16 protein-coding genes are annotated in these 16,260 nt (G+C 51.2%); 3 read left to right on the forward strand and 13 right to left on the reverse strand.

Annotation, left to right across the window (positions count from 1 at the left end; genetic code table 11):
• Nucleotides 1-4: 4 nt before the first annotated feature.
• From tssA to tssB, 10 genes are read right to left on the reverse strand one after another with little or no spacing between them, the layout of a single operon-like run.
• Complete coding sequence (tssA, locus tag J1781_RS15345; RefSeq protein ID WP_217233837.1) at nucleotides 5-1,069, reverse strand: type VI secretion system protein TssA; 1,065 nt, start codon at nucleotides 1,067-1,069, stop codon at nucleotides 5-7.
• Nucleotides 1,070-1,080: 11 nt separating this feature from the next.
• A complete protein-coding gene (locus J1781_RS15350) occupies nucleotides 1,081-1,380 on the reverse strand; it encodes a PAAR domain-containing contractile injection system baseplate protein (RefSeq protein WP_217219099.1) in 300 nt (99 codons plus the stop codon).
• Nucleotides 1,380-1,895 carry a DUF6931 family protein gene (locus J1781_RS15355; RefSeq protein ID WP_217138861.1) on the reverse strand — a complete coding sequence of 172 codons (516 nt, stop codon included), beginning with the start codon at nucleotides 1,893-1,895 and terminating at the stop codon, nucleotides 1,380-1,382. The genes J1781_RS15350 and J1781_RS15355 overlap by 1 nt, the downstream gene beginning before the upstream one ends.
• Nucleotides 1,896-1,908: 13 nt before the next feature.
• On the reverse strand, nucleotides 1,909-3,822 hold the full coding sequence (locus J1781_RS15360) for a type VI secretion system Vgr family protein (RefSeq protein ID WP_217233838.1): 1,914 nt from the start codon (nucleotides 3,820-3,822) through the stop codon (nucleotides 1,909-1,911).
• A gap of 2 nt (nucleotides 3,823-3,824) precedes the next feature.
• Nucleotides 3,825-4,772: a type VI secretion system baseplate subunit TssG gene (gene tssG / locus J1781_RS15365; protein ID WP_129953640.1), complete on the reverse strand. Its 948-nt coding sequence runs from the start codon at nucleotides 4,770-4,772 to the stop codon at nucleotides 3,825-3,827.
• On the reverse strand, nucleotides 4,763-6,565 hold the full coding sequence (tssF, locus tag J1781_RS15370) for a type VI secretion system baseplate subunit TssF (protein ID WP_129990975.1): 1,803 nt from the start codon (nucleotides 6,563-6,565) through the stop codon (nucleotides 4,763-4,765). The genes tssG and tssF overlap by 10 nt, the downstream gene beginning before the upstream one ends.
• Before the next feature lie 12 nt (nucleotides 6,566-6,577).
• Nucleotides 6,578-6,994, reverse strand: a complete 417-nt coding sequence (locus J1781_RS15375; RefSeq protein ID WP_217219101.1) for a GPW/gp25 family protein — start codon at nucleotides 6,992-6,994, stop codon at nucleotides 6,578-6,580.
• 52 nt (nucleotides 6,995-7,046) lie between these two features.
• Nucleotides 7,047-7,538, reverse strand: coding sequence for an Hcp family type VI secretion system effector (locus tag J1781_RS15380; protein WP_217218677.1), 492 nt, complete (start codon nucleotides 7,536-7,538; stop codon nucleotides 7,047-7,049).
• 29 nt (nucleotides 7,539-7,567) lie between these two features.
• On the reverse strand, nucleotides 7,568-9,049 hold the full coding sequence (gene tssC / locus J1781_RS15385; RefSeq protein WP_129953644.1) for a type VI secretion system contractile sheath large subunit: 1,482 nt from the start codon (nucleotides 9,047-9,049) through the stop codon (nucleotides 7,568-7,570).
• Complete coding sequence (tssB, locus tag J1781_RS15390) at nucleotides 9,046-9,525, reverse strand: type VI secretion system contractile sheath small subunit (RefSeq protein WP_129953645.1); 480 nt, start codon at nucleotides 9,523-9,525, stop codon at nucleotides 9,046-9,048. Before tssB ends, tssC begins: the two co-directional genes overlap by 4 nt.
• A 932-nt stretch (nucleotides 9,526-10,457) precedes the next feature.
• Here tssB and mntP point away from each other — a divergent pair.
• Nucleotides 10,458-11,033, forward strand: a complete 576-nt coding sequence (gene mntP / locus J1781_RS15395; RefSeq protein ID WP_129953646.1) for a manganese efflux pump MntP — start codon at nucleotides 10,458-10,460, stop codon at nucleotides 11,031-11,033.
• Nucleotides 11,034-11,106: 73 nt separating this feature from the next.
• Here the strand turns inward: mntP and J1781_RS15400 are convergent, their stop codons facing one another.
• The gene (locus J1781_RS15400; RefSeq protein ID WP_217138857.1) at nucleotides 11,107-12,027 is read right to left on the reverse strand and encodes a LysR substrate-binding domain-containing protein; all 921 of its coding nucleotides are present in this window, start codon (nucleotides 12,025-12,027) and stop codon (nucleotides 11,107-11,109) included.
• Between the two features lie 95 nt (nucleotides 12,028-12,122).
• Here J1781_RS15400 and J1781_RS15405 point away from each other — a divergent pair, with 95 nt between their 5' ends.
• The gene (locus J1781_RS15405) at nucleotides 12,123-12,983 is read left to right on the forward strand and encodes an aldo/keto reductase family oxidoreductase (RefSeq protein WP_129953648.1); all 861 of its coding nucleotides are present in this window, start codon (nucleotides 12,123-12,125) and stop codon (nucleotides 12,981-12,983) included.
• 102 nt (nucleotides 12,984-13,085) lie between these two features.
• Here J1781_RS15405 and J1781_RS15410 read toward each other — a convergent pair whose 3' ends face one another.
• Nucleotides 13,086-14,000 (reverse strand): LysR family transcriptional regulator, encoded by a 915-nt coding sequence (locus J1781_RS15410; RefSeq protein WP_217233839.1) that lies wholly within the window; start codon nucleotides 13,998-14,000, stop codon nucleotides 13,086-13,088.
• A 118-nt stretch (nucleotides 14,001-14,118) separates the two neighbouring features.
• Here J1781_RS15410 and J1781_RS15415 point away from each other — a divergent pair, with 118 nt between their 5' ends.
• The gene (locus J1781_RS15415; protein ID WP_217219061.1) at nucleotides 14,119-14,562 is read left to right on the forward strand and encodes an ester cyclase; all 444 of its coding nucleotides are present in this window, start codon (nucleotides 14,119-14,121) and stop codon (nucleotides 14,560-14,562) included.
• A gap of 42 nt (nucleotides 14,563-14,604) precedes the next feature.
• Here the strand turns inward: J1781_RS15415 and J1781_RS15420 are convergent, their stop codons facing one another.
• Nucleotides 14,605-16,239: a mechanosensitive ion channel family protein gene (locus J1781_RS15420; protein ID WP_336369457.1), complete on the reverse strand. Its 1,635-nt coding sequence runs from the start codon at nucleotides 16,237-16,239 to the stop codon at nucleotides 14,605-14,607.
• Between the last annotated feature and the right edge of the window lie 21 nt (nucleotides 16,240-16,260).

The following is a 16,260-nucleotide window of genomic DNA, read 5'->3' on the forward strand; positions in this document are numbered from 1 at the left end:
CCCCTCATTCTCTGCCGTGCCCTTTCAGTACGTTGTTGATATCACGCATGCTGCTGTCATCCTGCAACATCTCTTCCAGCCATTCGGTCAACGTCATGGCAGCCCAACGCGCCGCTCGCTCCATCAGGAAAGGGACGGGGCTTGACGGTTCGGTCTGACGAAAAAAATGGGCAATGGTCAGCATCTGACTGATGGCCAGATCCCGTGACATCGTTTGTTTCTGAGTGTTATTCATGAGTGAACTGACGCCAGTATTCTGTTCATCTTCTTCCGGCGTTAATACGTTAAGAGTCATCACATCGTCATAAGCCGGTGCTGCACGGTCAAACAGACGTTTCAGATACTCCTGAATTTCAGCGGTTGCGCTGCGCAACTGCCCCATCGCCAGAGAATCTGCCTGCGGATTCAGCTGACCATAGAGGACCTCAAACGTATCCAGCGTGGTCACCAGTCGGGCTAATACCTCGTTTTGCGCGGCGACTTTCTGCGGATCCAGTGTCGCGGCCCAGCGGTTGAAGGTATCCATAGAGAAATCATCGTCACCGCCCCGTTCGGCAGCGCTGTCTGGTTTCATCGTCACCCGGTGTTCATAGGCGAGCACCTTACGCCAGTGATCGAGCGTGCTTTCCGGCTGCCCAAACAGAGGATGACAATGCAGCATCTGCGCCAGCTGACGGTCCACACGATTGAGCATGCCATGGCGGATCATCACGCCGTCTTCATCCAGCTCCGGCCAGCCCTTTTGCCAGTAAGTTTGCATAAACGCTATCAGGAAACCGATACCGTCCAGCAAGCCGCTGATCCCATGTTGCTGTCCAAGGCCTTCGGTCAGCCAGCAGGCGACCTGCAAATCCTTGCTTTCTTTCTGTAACACTTGCGAGCTTAAGCGGATGACTTTGCTCCAGTCGGCTTTACGCAATTGAGTAGCCCATTCTCCCTGCGGCAAATAATCAGGATCGCTTTCCCGCGCCTCACGGATTTCGTTATAGATCGGCTCATATTCCATATTGCGGCCAGCGGGCTGTTCGTCACTGACCGGGGCGAGCAATGGCTCAAAATTCATTATCATTTCAATACACTCTATGAAATCAGTACGGTCGGACAACCCGCAACAAGGGTTCCGCCATGCGCGGTGCTGTCGCCCATCCTCGCGGCAGGTTTATTGCCAATCAGCACTTTCGTGCTGCCCATGACAACCGTATCCGGTGGTCCTACGCATACAGCCATCGATCCCAGGGTCGCGGCGGGCATGCCTCCGATAAACACCGTGGGCGTACCGGGTGTGGTAACCGGCCCGCCAACGTGTGGGATCGGGGGGAGGCCGGGGGTCACCATCGGGCAAACATGCATATCACCAACGCGGGCAGCGGGCTTTCCCATCAGTCACCTCCCCGGGTAGCGTGCCACTCAGAAAGCAAATTCTGAGCGCCCTTCAGGGGGGCGTCTTCTCCCGCTATCCCTACACTGAGCAATTTCAGCGCGCAATGGAGCATCAGGTGAGATAAATGAGGTTCGGGATACACCGCCTCGAACTCTGCCGGGGTCATGCTGCCTTGCATCCAGAACACGGATAAGCCGAGCGCACCAACCGGGGTATCAAAACCGAGCAGCTCTGCCTGCTGGAAAATACGGAAACGCCGGTCATCCTCAGGCTCTGCCAGCCACTGATGGATTTCACTGGCGCATTGCCGCACCGCAGGTTCCTGAGATTCAGGGCGACTCAGCGCTTGTTGCAGCGTCCACGCCAGCAGTTTCTTCTGTGCAACATCAGCAACCACGCTTGCCAGCGCATCTTCCCAACGGCCTGCCATCATCAGCTGCGCGGCATTTTCTGCGCCGTTTTGCAGCGGGTTGTAAGCAGCAAGCGCTTCCGGCGTGAGCAATTTCTCTTTCATGTTATTCATTTCCTCAGCCAATCTTCGTCACGCCGCCCTTGATCTGGGTCATACCACTCCCCTGAACAGTGACCATCGCGCCTTTAAGTTCTGCCGTCCCCTTCCCTTCAATTTTGATCGTGGTGCCGCTCAGCGTAATGCCGGAAGGAGAAAGGGTGATTTTGCTGCTACCGACTTTTAATTCGATAGACTGGGTGGATTCAATGACGCAAGCTTTGTCCGCTTTGACCGTACTGCCACCGCCACTGATTTTTAGCTGATGGTTACCACTGGTCAGGCTTTCCTGCAGATTGCCTTTAATGTCCAGGGCATAATCACCCTGTTTAAGCGTCAGGCTTTCATTACCTTTGGTTAACTCGGTAGTACGGTTCTCACCAATGGTTTTGGTGACGTTTTTGGTAATACACGTGGTGACGTCGTTTTTCACCGTCAGCAGCAAATCTTTTTGTGAGGTAATGATCAGACGCTCTTCGCCTTTTTTATCGTCGAAACGCAATTCATGCCCTTCTTCAACATTACCGTTGAGGGAACTGCGTGAAACGAATCCGGCATGATTTTTCTCCTCAGGCAGGCTCAGCGGGGGTTTATTCTGTCCGTTGTATACCGAGCCGGTCACCAGGGGATAATCAGGGTTGCCATGCACAAAGCTGACGGTAACCTCACTGTTGACGCGAGGCAGGAACATGGCACCAAATCGCCCGCCTGCCCACGGCTGTGAAACCCGCACCCAGCAGGAACTGCCATCGTCATGTTTGTTTTCACGATCCCACGGGAACTGAATTTTAATGCGGCCATATTCATCCGTGTGGACCTCTTCTGATTCAGGCCCGACCACGATGGCAGTCAGAATGCCGGCGATTTCAGGTTTTCTGGTGAGGCACGGCGGACGCCAGGAAAGGTTGTCCTTCAGTACCGTGAGCGTGTAGCCAAAATCAGGTTGCCCGTCATCAATGTTGCTCGATGCATGCATATGAACCGATTTGATAAGGTAGTGTCCCTGACAAGAAGGATGTCCGCTCAGAAGGAATTTATCGCCGCAACTTAACCACCACACGCTGGCCTCGGCGTGGAATTGTTGGTTATCTGCCTCGAGTTGCTCCATCTTCAGCCGGGCTTCTGATTGCAGTAATTCGCGTTTTTCATGACCGTGCGCATCAACATAGCTGACACCCGGCACGGAATATTCCGCCGCCGCGGCTTTCGATTCGCCTTCAACACGGGTCGCCTGCACCATGTTAAAACCATTGAGCATCACGGAAGAGGCCGCCAGTGAAGAACATGCCACCCAGTTCAGGATACCCACGCCATTGCCTCGCCCTTGCAGTGGCATAAAGGGCAATTCTGCCGTTTTGCCCGACTGATGGCTGGACGGGTGATCCGCCAGTACCAAGGTGTGCTGCCCTGCATCATGCTGGAAGAAGTAATAGATGCCTTCCTGTTCGAGAAGACGGCTGATGAAGTCGAAATCAGATTCTCGATATTGGATGCAGTATTCGCGCGGCTGGTAAGTCTCCCGCAGGCGTAAATCAATGTGGCTGATGTTGTGCTGGCGCAGCAGTTTGCAGACTAAATCCGGTACGGTAATATTCTGGAAAACTGCCAGATTACGCCCGAGACGCAGTAACGCCATACGCGGTTCCAGCGTACCGATGAAGGTGCTGATGCCATCGATATTATTGTCTTCTTTAATCTGTGTCAGCACACCGTGCACGTAGCGCTTTTGGTTACCACGGCCAATCTCACAGGCCATTTCATGCCCCAAAAAACGTCCCATCTGCGGGGTGATTAACGACGTGCGAAACTGAATCTGATAACTGAAGGTCTCGGAGAACTGTTCATCACCTTCGATATGCATCAGAGCCAGTGAACTGGCGGTATCGCCAATGAAACGGATAAACCGGTTGTCTTGCCCTAGTGTTTTCGACATTTTTATTTTCCTTCCCGGAAGACGGGTAAACGAATTTTATGCTGGTCTGTGTCCCCGGAAGGCCCGAGACAAATATCCAGCCCGAGTTGCCCGTTTCCCAGCAGGGTAGCGACGTTCGTTGTATTTTCGATCAGCAGCTCAATATCAAAATCCAGACCCTGACCCACGTATTCACGCAAATGTGACCACAGATTTTGATAGTGCTTTCCCTTAGGCAAAAAAAGGCCGGCGTTCTTCATCGGCACCGGTCCGAGCGTCACCGTAAAATGTGATTGCCGGTCCCAATACACGCTGCCGATCATAGGGGCAACGGCCAGCGTTTGTGACGGTTCTCCCAGCCGGCAACACAGGCTGGGATCCATAACCTGCCATCCGCCGGTGAAAGGCGTGACTTTCGCCGCCACGGAAAAACGGTGTTTTAACCAGGTTTCAACGTTGAGCATTGAGCGCACTGAATGTGCAAATAAATCAGCAAACTGCTCCTGTTGCAGGGAAGGTGTGCTGTTTGCCACGCCCGATAATGCACGGATGGCCTGACTCAGTGGCCGTGTTGCACTGAATTCCGCCATGGCGTAATAATGATATTTCTGCCAGGCGAGGTAGCGCAGGCTGTGCAGCCGGTGGTTAAAAATGTCCAGAAAAGCTTTGGCCGTTTTGTCCCCATGGCGGTAATAGCGGTCAATCATCCACTCGGTGTAAACCGTCGGTAACGCGCCCAGTGCCCCCGTCAGCCCGTGAGCCGCCACTTCCACTTGCCAGCGCTGCTGCTCAAGCGGGGTGACCGACGTAATATCGCCTTTCGGCGCATCCAGCGAGAGCGGGGAAATGAAATAAATCTGCTCTTCCAGAACCCGTTTGCTGTCTTCTCCCTGTGCTCTGGTCAGCTTGCGTAACAACAGACGCACCTGTTGGAAAAAGTTATGTGGACTGAGGATATTGCTTAGATCCATGACAGCCTTCCTGCACGCACAGGCCATGTCCGTGCAATGTCCCCCGGTGAGTCAATGCAGGTGACTACCCGTGTGAAACTGTTGACCGGTGCATACAACGCCAGAAAACAATCGATAAAGCGACACAGGAGAAAATACTCAACTTCTTCGGCCGCTTCGCTGGCAAAGGTAATACGGATCTCTATTCCCCGTGCCATGGAACGGGGATCCGAAGGCGCCAGCCGGGTAATGACCGGGGTAGTCTCAACATGCAGGATCAGGTTGATCAGGCGGGTAATGCCCGGATTATCGACAAAGTTGTACAGCGCCAGTGATTCCCTGAGTACACGGGCACCTTCGGGTCCACTGATCAGCATATGGTTGAGTGAAAGCTGAGAAATCAAACGCCAGCGCGTAGCTTGTTTCGCCGGCGGCCTGACCGGCAGCGTCGGGCGTGTCAGCGCAATAATTTTCATGCCTGCAATCGGCAGTTCTGATTCGAAATCCCCCTCAGGATCGCCGTTGCGCATGGCACCGGGAATATCGCGATTGGTGCAGGTCAGGTTCATGCTGACAATGTCGCAGCCGGGCGCTAACGGACGTTCTCCCCGGTCAGAAAAAGCGATAAATAGCGAGGTCGTGACGCCATCATTGTGCATGGTTTCACGTCGCATACATTGCCAGAACAAGCCGGTTTCACCGTCACTGGCTGAATGGTCTAAACCAAACAACGGATAGATGGGCCGGGACTGTGTTTCATTACCCTGCTTGCGCATTGCCGACACGCTGTCTACAGACCAGACTTCCATCGCATCCTGATGACGAATATCAGGGATAACCGGATATTCTGCCGTTTCGTGATCGGGCGAAATCGGCTCGGCCCGGTGGGCGAAAAGATTGACAACAGGCGTACAGTTGAGCAGAAACAGGCTTTCATTCACCGCACCGGCTATTTTTTCCAGCTGGCGCGCTATCATGCAGCGGTTAAATTTCACCACCAGTGAAAGCTCGCTCTGACTGCCCGCCACCATGCCAGCGGGCAACGGCATATCAATAAAATGAAATTTTTGCGGGAAGAAAAAATAGTCCTGTAACAGGCTGTGAGTGGGTGAAACCCGTGAATCGCCTGCAAGCAGACCTTCATTTTCACCGAAACCCACGGCGCGAATAGCGTGCGGTGACAGTGTATAACTCTCCCCCTGCTGGAAAAGTGTCAGTGACTCAACTTCACTGCACAACAAGGTATAAAGGATATTTACGATTCGGCTGGCACCACTGAGATGTAACCTCAGAGAATCTGCCGACACTGTGGCACCCGGCCAGACTGACAACTGAATTTTCAGACCCCAGCTCATGTCATCGGCATCCAGATGCAGACTGACTTTATGCAGGCTGACAGGCTGAAGGGTAACCGGATACGTGGTGCGGAAATGGCAAACTTGCCCGTTCACCGGACGGGAATATAATGTCGTTCCGGCATCGATGCGGTTACTGGCTGTCAGCGCGCTGATTTTACTGTCCGGCTGCATCTGTACAACGCAAACCGAGGGAAAAGGACGCAGAAATTGCGGAGCCAATACCGTCAGTAACGCATCAGTTACTTCCGGCATATCCTCATCGAGACGTTGCTGAATCTGTGCGGTGACCAGCGCAAAGGACTCAATAATTCGTTCAATATGCGGATCTTCTGATGTGCCTTCTGACATTCCTAAGCGTCTGGCGACTTTTGGAAAATGACGGGCGAATGCCTTTCCCTGCGTTTTGAGGTAAGCGAGTTCATTTTGATAATAAGAAATTAATTTTTTCGCCAACATTATGAATACTCGTTAATCACGCAGAGAGAATTGACTGATGACATCGTCCCACACCAGACGAAAGCGAACCTCACCATTGAATGTTTCAGCATCAATAATGAATGAGCAAAGACTTCCCTTTTCTTCCCCGGGTGTCACGCAGACATTTTTCAATCTTGGTTCAAAGCGCCGTAATGCCATTTCGATACGTGATTGAATAATGGCATTACGCTCAAGACGGGGCGTATCACTGGAAAAAGCGTCATTGATTCCATAATTAAGGATCGATTCATTAACCAGTGGAATATTATCAATGTGGTAACTTCGGGGGCGCGAAGACAAAAGCAGCAATATTTCATCAATGAATGTGCTGTTTTTGTCTTCTGCCTCAGTAAAGTCATTTTGATCTTTTGGGTTATTGTCAGATAATAGCTGTAATAAGCTTTTCATCAATAAGCCTTAATCCAGTGCACGCCTGCGGTGTGCACTGTTGTTTTAAAAATTACAGTTTGGTATTTTCAACCAAGTTCCAGCCCACAGGGCCTTGTTTGCTGGTTTTGCCATCTGGCTCAACCATATTGGTTTCAAATGACATCTGACCAAATACAAAGCTCAGATTCTCACTCGGTATGTCCCCGGCTGAATAAGCATTGAAATTGTAGCTACTCAGTACACAGTTTTTATAGGTCAGTTTGACAGCTTCAACTGGCTTAGAACCCTGGAAGGATACCTTAACCACAGTGATTTGCTTAATATTACTGCCTTCCGCCACCATATTGGATAACTGAGTAGATGTCGTATCCATTACTTTTGAAAATAAGATCGCATCAAAATTCACACCATCGCTGTTTACCTGACCGCTGGCATTATCAATTTTAGCCGCGCAGTAAACACCGAAAGTCATATTCTCAATGGCGATCCAACCTTCATAACCTTTATTACTTACTGTGCCTTTGATACCTTCAATTTGCATAAAAAGCGATTCAGTAGCCATTATATATCCTTATTTTTACGATTAATTATTTATGCACCCGTTGATGCAGGAAGTTCCGCTACCAGACGCAGCGACATGCTGAGCCCTTCAAGCTGGAAATGCGGTTTTAAATACGCCACGGCGCGATAACTGCCCGGAGAACCTGGTACATCAACAACTTCGACCACAGCCTCACGTAACGGATGGCTTGCTTTAATCGTTGGTCCCACATTATCTGAACCCACAACATATTGGTTGATCCAGTTTTGCAGGAAATTCTGGCATTCAGATTTGGACATAAAGCTGCCCACTTTATCGCGCACGATGGATTTTAAATAATGAGCAAAACGCGACGTTGTCATAATATATTGCAACTGACTTGACAATTTGGCGTTGGCATTCGCCAGTTCAGAATCATATTTACGCGGTTTATTAGCGGATTGCACAGCGAAGAACGCCGCATAATCTGTACCTTTGCAATAAATGAGGGGAATAAAACCCAGCTCAGCTAATTCTTTTTCGCGGCGGTCAGAAATCGCCACTTCTGTCGGGCATTGCATGATTTTTTCGCCGGTCTGCGAAATATAGTTATAAGCTGGCAGTGATTTCACCAAACCGCCGCCTTCAACACCGCGGATTGCAGCACACCAGCCGTATTCTTCAAATGCCTCGACCATACGGCCGGCCAAATCATAAGCCGCGTTTACCCACAAATAGCTGGCGCCATCATTATTTTCGTCAATTTTTTCTTCAAAATTAAACGCATCTATGGATACAGTTTTTGCCCCATAAGGCAGACGACCAATGACGCGTGGCAGCGTTAAGCCAACATAACGTGAATCGTCACTCTGGCGGAAGGATTTCCAGCGGGCATAGTCAGAGGTTTCGAACAATTTACTCAGGTCACGCGGACGCGGCATTTCCGAGAAGGAACCCATAGCAAACATGCCAGGATTCGCGGCACTGAGGAATGGTGCGTGAGCAGCAGCAGCCACATGTGAAATCTGCTCCAACAGCTGGACATCTTCCGGCATGCAGTCGAATTCAAAATCGCCCACAAACGCTGAATAAGGATCACCGCCAAAGGTACCGTATTCGCTTTCATAAATACTTTTGAATAATGAGGACTGATCGAAGTCGGAAGCAGATTTAAAATCACGCAGTAACTCTTTCTTCGTGCAGTTAAAGACCCGCACTTTGGTATTTTCCGTGACGCTGCTTTGCACAAGTTTATGCAGCCCACGCCAGGAAGATTCCATACGTTGGAATTCAGGAGCCTGAATAATTTTACTGACCTGGGAAGACAGCAATTCATCGATGGCGGCAATACGGGCTTCGATGCTACCGACCAAATCATTGGAAACAATGACCGCCCCTGATGCCACCTCTGTAAGAAGATTATCCAGCTGACTTTTTACTTTATTCCGATCGGATTCCCGGCGGATAGCCTGAGTATTATCGATAATCTGATCAAGATAATCACCGGACTGCTCAGCCTGAGCTGTGGCATTCATGACCTGGATATCACTCATTCTGCATCTCCTTTAACAGGTTCTGCGTCTTTCGCCATCCCCTCTAATAACTCCACCAACTGTTCTTTCAGGCGATCATTGCTGGCAGTTCTGTTGCGCAAATCACTCAGTTGCTCACGCAATTCAAGAAGTTTGCGCAACGGTTCAACCTGCATCACCACGTTTTCAGGAGAGAAGTCATCCATAGAGTTGAATTCCAGCGCAATAGCCATCTGGCCTTCTTTTTCGGGTAAAGTACTTTCAACCAGCATTTCCACCGCCGGTTTCATTCCTTCCATAACATTATTAAAGTTGTCTTTATCAATGTGCGTGAAACGGCGGTCGCGCAGAGGCATGTCATCATTAGCAAAATTCCCGATAACCCCCATGACCAGAGGTAATTCTTTTTTCGCTTCAGCACCGCCAACTTCCACGTCGTACGTAATTTGAACGCGAGGGGGACGCGCCTTGCTCAGTTTATATTGTGTATTGCTCACGGATAAATCACCATAATGTTGAAAGAGAGAGTTAATATGGGCGTGATAATAAACAGTAATTATTGGATTTCACATGGCCGATTGCTTACTAATACATTCACTTTTGCTAAAGCTTTTTATTTTCACTTTAAAAAACAAACAAATACAGCATAGCATTCATTATTTTCATAAGGGTAATAAAAGAGTTTCACGGTATTTTATTTTGGTAAATATAAAAATGAATACACGTTTTTTTTTATAAAAACAAAAAAAATCGTCAAATATTAAATGATAATCATTGTTACATTTCATTTTTTTACATTGCCTGTTAAAAATACATTCTTAAACAAAGCGTATGTAGGATGAACTGTAGAGATAATTGATTTCAATCCATACGAGGGATCCGAAAACCTCACAGCCAGTGCCTTTACAGACCTGGGCTTATCCCTCTGCACAGAGGCAGATATGGATAAATTTCTGTATTGATCAGCCAGATAGTGTTTTGTAGCTGGCAGGTATAAGCAGCATATGCTCAGCGCCAGTGCCGTTTATACCCCCCGCACTTGGGGAGAGCTGAATGATTTTATGAACACCCGGTGTTACGGCTGATGACAGTGAACCTGAACTCTTTCAGTCATTTGCCAGTGCTGAGTAGCCGCCGGTGAAGTTCAGCGTGGTGACTTTTATTTCTTTCATATCATGAGTCAGTCAGATTCTTTGTATAAACCCCACTCATTCTGTATTGCTATGATGATTGATGTTTTTGCTACTTCGCGTTGCCATTTTTATCAGCTTGCGGTTATTTCAATCAAATATAGCCTATGCTAACTTTCTTAACCAAGACTATAACACATTGAAAATAAAGGTTTTTCTATTTTTAGTTTTGTGGCAAACTGCGCATCTCAACGAATAACCCGCCTTTTTTGTTCCCGAAGGCCTGACTGGTCCGTTTTATGCAACTTTATACCATTCTCATTCTGGCGTTCGGTATGTCCATGGATGCCTTCGCTGCGGCAATTGGCAAAGGTGCCTCTCTGCACCGGCCACCGCTGAAAGAGGCATTACGCACCGGGCTTATTTTTGGCGTGATTGAAGCCATCACCCCGGTGATCGGATGGGGAATCGGTCTGGCGGCCAGTCAGTTTATTATGAGTTGGGATCACTGGGTCGCATTCACCCTGTTGCTGATCCTCGGTATCCGCATGATTGTGGAAGCCTTCAGGAAAGATAAAGCGGTAGAAGATACACTGGCACCACGCCGTCATGGTTTCTGGCTGCTGGTCACGACAGCCGTCGCAACCAGTCTGGATGCCATGGCCGTCGGAGTCGGTCTGGCTTTCCTTCAGGTGAATATTCTGGTGATGGCACTGACTATCGGTGCCGCCACCACTATTATGGCAACATCCGGTATGCTGCTTGGCCGGTTCCTCGGTGCCGCAATGGGCAAATGGGCCGAAATTCTGGGTGGCGTGGTGCTGATCGGTATCGGTACATCCATTCTTGTGGAGCATCTTGGCCTGCTGGGCTGAGATTTTCAGACATAAAAAGAGGATTTTGTATCCTCTTGATCATTGGATGTTTTCTTTCTTTTCCCTGCCCCTGTTAAACAGAAAAATCCCGGTTCAGATTATCTTCACGCACAAAATCGATAAACGCCTGTAACGGCGCAGGGATAAGGCGCCTGTCATTGTAGTAAAGATACGGCCCGGAAAACGACAGCCACCACGGTTGCAAGATAGCCTCCAGTTTGCCGCTGGCAATGGCAGGCCGCAGCCATTCTTCAAACAGGTAGATAATGCCAGTACCCGCCACCGCCGTTTCCAGCGCCAGATCCATCGCGCCGCCGACACTGACCACCAGCGGGCCGTTCACCTGCACACTGAGGCTTTCCCCCTCATGTTCGAATTCCCAGTCCGGCATGATCCCGCTGGCATAGCGACCACGCAGGCACCGGTGCTGTATTAGCTCCTGCGGATGCGATGGCCTGCCATGCGTATTGAGATAATCCGGGGAGGCCGCCGCAGCGTAACGCTGACGGCGCGGCCCGATAGGGATAGCCACCATGTCCAGTTCAAGGCGTTCGTCATAACGGATCCCCGCATCACAACCGTCACGAAATACATCCTGTACATTACTTTCGGCAATGATTTCCAACTGAATATCCGGATAACGCCGCAGAAACTCCGGCACCAGCGCAGGCAAAACCAGCCGGGTTGCACTAACCGGCACATTCAGACGCAGCGTGCCACCGGGCGTATTGCGATAACGGTTGAGAGCGTCAAGTGCCGCATCCACCTCTTTCATGGCCGGAATTAGCCGCTCGAGCAATGCTCTGCCCGCTTCAGTCAGCACCACTGCACGCGTGGTACGGTGAAACAGACGGATGCCGAGCTGCTGTTCAGCACGGCGCACCGCATCGCTCAACCGGGATGCATTGCTGCCCGTGACGCGTGCCGCCTCACGAAATCCCCCCGCTTTCGCCACTTCTACTACTGCATGCAACAGCGCGATATCCATCGGCATTGTGCGTCACTCCGTACAGTTTGTCCTGATTTCACCGGATAGTTGCACAAGCTGAGTGCGGCTACAATCGATGAACACCCACACAGGAGAATTCCATGACACAACCCTCAATGACTTACCGCCTCGGCGACAGAGAAGTGGCGCGCTTAGGTTACGGTGCAATGCAACTGGCTGGCCCCGGCGTTTTTGGCCCGGTCAGCAATGAAGCACGGGGCATACAGGTGCTGCGTGATGCCGTGGCTTCGGGTGTTAATCACATCGATACCAGCGATTTTTATGGCCCGCATGAAACCAATAAGCTGATCAAAAAAGCCCTCCATCCTTATCCCGATAATCTGCGCATCGTGACCAAAGTGGGTGCGCGACGCGATGAAAAAGGCGGCTGGTTACCGGCTTTCAGCCCGCAGGAACTGACGCAGGCGGTGGAAGATAACCTGCGCAATCTCGGGCTGGAGGTGATGGACGTGGTGAATCTGCGCAGCATGCTCGATGTCCATCAGCCGAAAGAAGGATCGCTGGAACCGCAGCTGGAAGCACTGATCAGGCTCCGGGAACGCGGTCTGATCCGCCATATTGGCCTGAGCAATGTGACGGCAAAACAGGTCGCCGATGCACAGAAAATGACGACCATCGCCTGTGTTCAGAATATGTATAATCTGGCGAACCGTCACGACGATGCGCTGATCGACAGTCTGGCGGAACAGGAGATTGCTTATGTACCGTTCTTCCCGCTGGGCGGTTTTTCGCCTTTGCAGTCAGCGCGGCTTGATGAAGTCGCGGCACAATTGCAGGCAACACCCATGCAGGTGGCGCTGGCCTGGCTGCTGAAACGCTCGCCGAACATTTTGCTGATCCCCGGCACCTCATCACCGCAACATTTGCAGGAAAATCTGGCCAGTGCGAAGGTAACTTTGTCAGATGAGGTAATGGAAACCCTGAACGGAATGGCGGGTTAGACGTCACGCGTCCCCTGCGCATTATGCAGGGGACGTTTTTCGGGATGGCTGAATCTGCGCCGTCGTATTAACGGTCAGATTATGTCAACGGTATCCGGCTGTTCACTGCAATTCGCGGGCCTGTGCACAGATAAGTTTCCTCAGCCATTTCTGCGCATTACTGTCATCCGAACGCCGGTGCCATAACAGATAAAACGGGATTTCCGGCAGCGCTACCGGCGGCGGCGTCATCACGATATTTTGATGTTTCCCGCTGACTATCACACTGCGTTTCAATACGGTTGCAACATATCCCGTCTGCTGCACAACACCGGCAACACCCGCCATGGTCGGCAGCGTCAGGCGGAGTTCCCGTGTCAGCCCCATTTTTCTGAGCTGTTCATCGACCAGACCATAATGATTTCCTTCCGGCGAGACCAGAATATGGCTCATTGCCAGATAAGTTTCTAACGTCATGCCGTCGCGAGCCGCATCATTGTCGCGGCGGATCAGTGTGACAAATTCATCACTGAACAGAGGCAGTGACAAGATGCGGTTTTCCGGCCGGGTCGGGGGAATACCGATCACCAGATCCACCTCACCGGCATCCAGCATCGACACGGACGCATCGCGGTCGGTAAATGTCCGCACATGCAGCGCCACACCGGGTGCCTGTTCGCTGATCGTCCGCATAATGCCGGGCAGCAGCACCATCAGCGGGTATTCAGACGTACCCAGCGTAAAGGACATTTTTCTGTTCTCCGGCGCAAAATTGTCGTCCGGAGCCAGCAGATTACTCAGTTCGTTAAGCGCTTTTGACACGTGTAAACTGATCTCTTTTGCCCTGGCGGTAGGCAACAAACCGGAAGCACTGCGAATAAACAGCGGATCTGCAAAATGCGTTCGCAGGCGCGACAATGCCGCGCTCATCGCCGGCTGACTGACCGCCGCTTTGCTGGCGGCACGGGTCACATTCCGCTCTTCCATCAGCGCATCAAACGCGACCAACAGATTCAGGTCGAGGCCCTTAAAATCCATAAAACGTATATTCCTCTATATGCTTTTCTTATTTCAATTATGACTGATACAAATGGGATACTCGCTGCGTGCACCACATTAACCCTATAAAAATGCATTCAGCCAGAGGAATTTAGCGATGTCAGACAATAACGAGATGGCAAATCGACTTATAGCGGAACGTAAGGCAGTTGAAAAAATCTATCAGGCTTTCAGCCTGCATAATCCGGACTTAATGGATGAGGCAGTTACCCCGGACTGGAAAGATATTCCCCTCGCCCCCGGACAGGCTCCCGGCCCTGAAGGGCTGAAACCCATCATCAGGGGATTTATTGAAGCTTTTCCGGACGTGAAGATCACCCTTCACGATCTCCTTCAGACGCCGGGGAAGATTGCCGTGCGTGCAGAAATTACCGGCACACATAACGGCAACTTTATGGGCATCGAGCCTACAGGCAAATTTGTCAGCATCCGGTTGCATGAATTCCATGAGCTGAATGGCGAACGCATCACCACCACCTGGCATCTGGAAGACTGGTTTGGCGCGTTCATGCAACTCGGCCAGTTCCCGCCGCAGGGTTAAAAACGGACAATTCGCCGCACGGGCTGACCGGTCCCCTCTCTTTCATTTCGGATTATCCGGCGGCGAGGCCGGTGCGGCGAACCAGTTGTCCTGAGTCACCATGACGGCTGTTTCCGGCTGATTGACAAAATTCGGCGACATAATCTGCACATTAAATTCGTTGAAGACGTCCTGAATATGGCTGTGTAATTCGCTTCTTACTGTGGCAAGGGATTCGCCCGGACGGAGATGCACCTGCAGTTCATAGGCGATATACCAGTCCATCAGACTGAGCTGGCGTACCAGCGGTTTATGCTGAAGATCAATACCCTGCGTACGGCTGGCGGCCAGCTCCAGCATGGCGTGCACCTGCCGCCAGGGCGTGTCATAACCGATGGTGACACGGGTTGTCAGGTTGACACCGCCCCCCGGATTTTGTGCGCTGAGATTGGTGATTTTGCCACTGACCACCACAGCATTCGGCACGGTGACAACGTAACTTTCACGGGTGATAATTTTGGTCGCCAGCATGCCGATTTCACTCACCAGTCCTTCGTTATCGCCGATGCGGATCACATCGCCTTTACGCAGCGCCCGGGAATAAATCAGCACCAGTCCGCTCATCGCATGGTTCATCACGCCGGCAGATCCCAACGTCAGCATCAGGCCAAAGAATACGCTGACACCTTTGAAGGCCAGTGAGTTTGCGCCAGGCAAAAACGGATAGGCCGCAGACAGCGCAAACAGCCAGACCATGACAGAAATCAGTTTTCGAGTCGCGCCCACCGTTTCAGGGTGCAGGCCGGGCACCTGCGTTTTTCGGGTCTCAACCCGTTTTAACAGTATTTTTAGCAGCTTGAGAATAAACGCCGTAATGAGGAAAATGATTGCCACGATCATCAAGCCCGGGAACGCCGACACAATCGCCAGAGCGATTTTTTGCACCACATCGACTGACCAGTCACCCAGCGATTCCCCCCAGATACGCGTCCACGGATATAAACGGAACAACCAGCTCAGCCAGAGATAAAACGCCACGATGCTCAGAAAAATTATCAAAATGGCGTATAAATGCACTTCAACCGCACCCAGCAAACTGCGCCACCGGTACGGGATCCACCCTTTCTTCAGCAAAATCCTTGCCGTGAAATACGCTTTCACTTTAGCCCAGGATGTAAACGCCGCGTAGTACAGCAGAATAAGCACAGCGGTACCCGCAACCACTTTGAGTGTCGCGATCGCCAGATACGAGGAAGAATACTGCTCTGCCAGCGAGGTGCGTTGTGTGTTGAAGCGCGCCAGCACACGCTGCGCGGCCTGATCGAGCGTCAGGTCATCGCCTTCATCCAGATCACTTTCCGACAGCAACATCAGCGGCTTACCATTGATTACAAACAACCGCCCCTGCTGACCATAACGTTGCACAGACAGGATCTGCACCGGATGGCGGATGTCCTCCCCGTTCAGCGAACGCAGCGTATTACGGATACGCAACACACGCTCTTCCGGCGTGGACAAGCCGAACGTTGCCTGCAACATCACAACCGGCTGATGAAAAATAAACACAGTGCGGGCTTTTTCCTGATCAGACGGCATCTGCCGGGGTTCAGCTGCCTGCAGATGAAAGGAGCCAAAAAATGCCAGCCACGCCAGCAAAACGCACAGTCTGCCCTTTCTCAGCCAGGCCAGTAACTCCATCACCCTCAACCTGCTGTCACC

It is taken from the genome of Rahnella perminowiae (assembly GCF_019049695.1).
GTDB lineage: Bacteria > Pseudomonadota > Gammaproteobacteria > Enterobacterales > Enterobacteriaceae > Rahnella > Rahnella perminowiae.

Bases quoted from the DNA above. Each gene is read 5' to 3' on its own strand.
- tssA (WP_217233837.1), bottom strand. From the start codon at position 1,069: ATGATAATGAATTTTGAGCCATTGCTCGCCCCGGTCAGTGACGAACAG.
- J1781_RS15350 (WP_217219099.1), bottom strand. From the start codon at position 1,380: ATGGGAAAGCCCGCTGCCCGCGTTGGTGATATGCATGTTTGCCCGATG.
- J1781_RS15355 (WP_217138861.1), bottom strand. From the start codon at position 1,895: ATGAAAGAGAAATTGCTCACGCCGGAAGCGCTTGCTGCTTACAACCCG.
- J1781_RS15360 (WP_217233838.1), bottom strand. From the start codon at position 3,822: ATGTCGAAAACACTAGGGCAAGACAACCGGTTTATCCGTTTCATTGGC.
- tssG (WP_129953640.1), bottom strand. From the start codon at position 4,772: ATGGATCTAAGCAATATCCTCAGTCCACATAACTTTTTCCAACAGGTG.
- tssF (WP_129990975.1), bottom strand. From the start codon at position 6,565: ATGTTGGCGAAAAAATTAATTTCTTATTATCAAAATGAACTCGCTTAC.
- J1781_RS15375 (WP_217219101.1), bottom strand. From the start codon at position 6,994: ATGAAAAGCTTATTACAGCTATTATCTGACAATAACCCAAAAGATCAA.
- J1781_RS15380 (WP_217218677.1), bottom strand. From the start codon at position 7,538: ATGGCTACTGAATCGCTTTTTATGCAAATTGAAGGTATCAAAGGCACA.
- tssC (WP_129953644.1), bottom strand. From the start codon at position 9,049: ATGAGTGATATCCAGGTCATGAATGCCACAGCTCAGGCTGAGCAGTCC.
- mntP (WP_129953646.1), top strand. From the start codon at position 10,458: ATGCAACTTTATACCATTCTCATTCTGGCGTTCGGTATGTCCATGGAT.
- J1781_RS15400 (WP_217138857.1), bottom strand. From the start codon at position 12,027: ATGCCGATGGATATCGCGCTGTTGCATGCAGTAGTAGAAGTGGCGAAA.
- J1781_RS15405 (WP_129953648.1), top strand. From the start codon at position 12,123: ATGACACAACCCTCAATGACTTACCGCCTCGGCGACAGAGAAGTGGCG.
- J1781_RS15410 (WP_217233839.1), bottom strand. From the start codon at position 14,000: ATGGATTTTAAGGGCCTCGACCTGAATCTGTTGGTCGCGTTTGATGCG.
- J1781_RS15415 (WP_217219061.1), top strand. From the start codon at position 14,119: ATGTCAGACAATAACGAGATGGCAAATCGACTTATAGCGGAACGTAAG.
- J1781_RS15420 (WP_336369457.1), bottom strand. From the start codon at position 16,239: ATGGAGTTACTGGCCTGGCTGAGAAAGGGCAGACTGTGCGTTTTGCTG.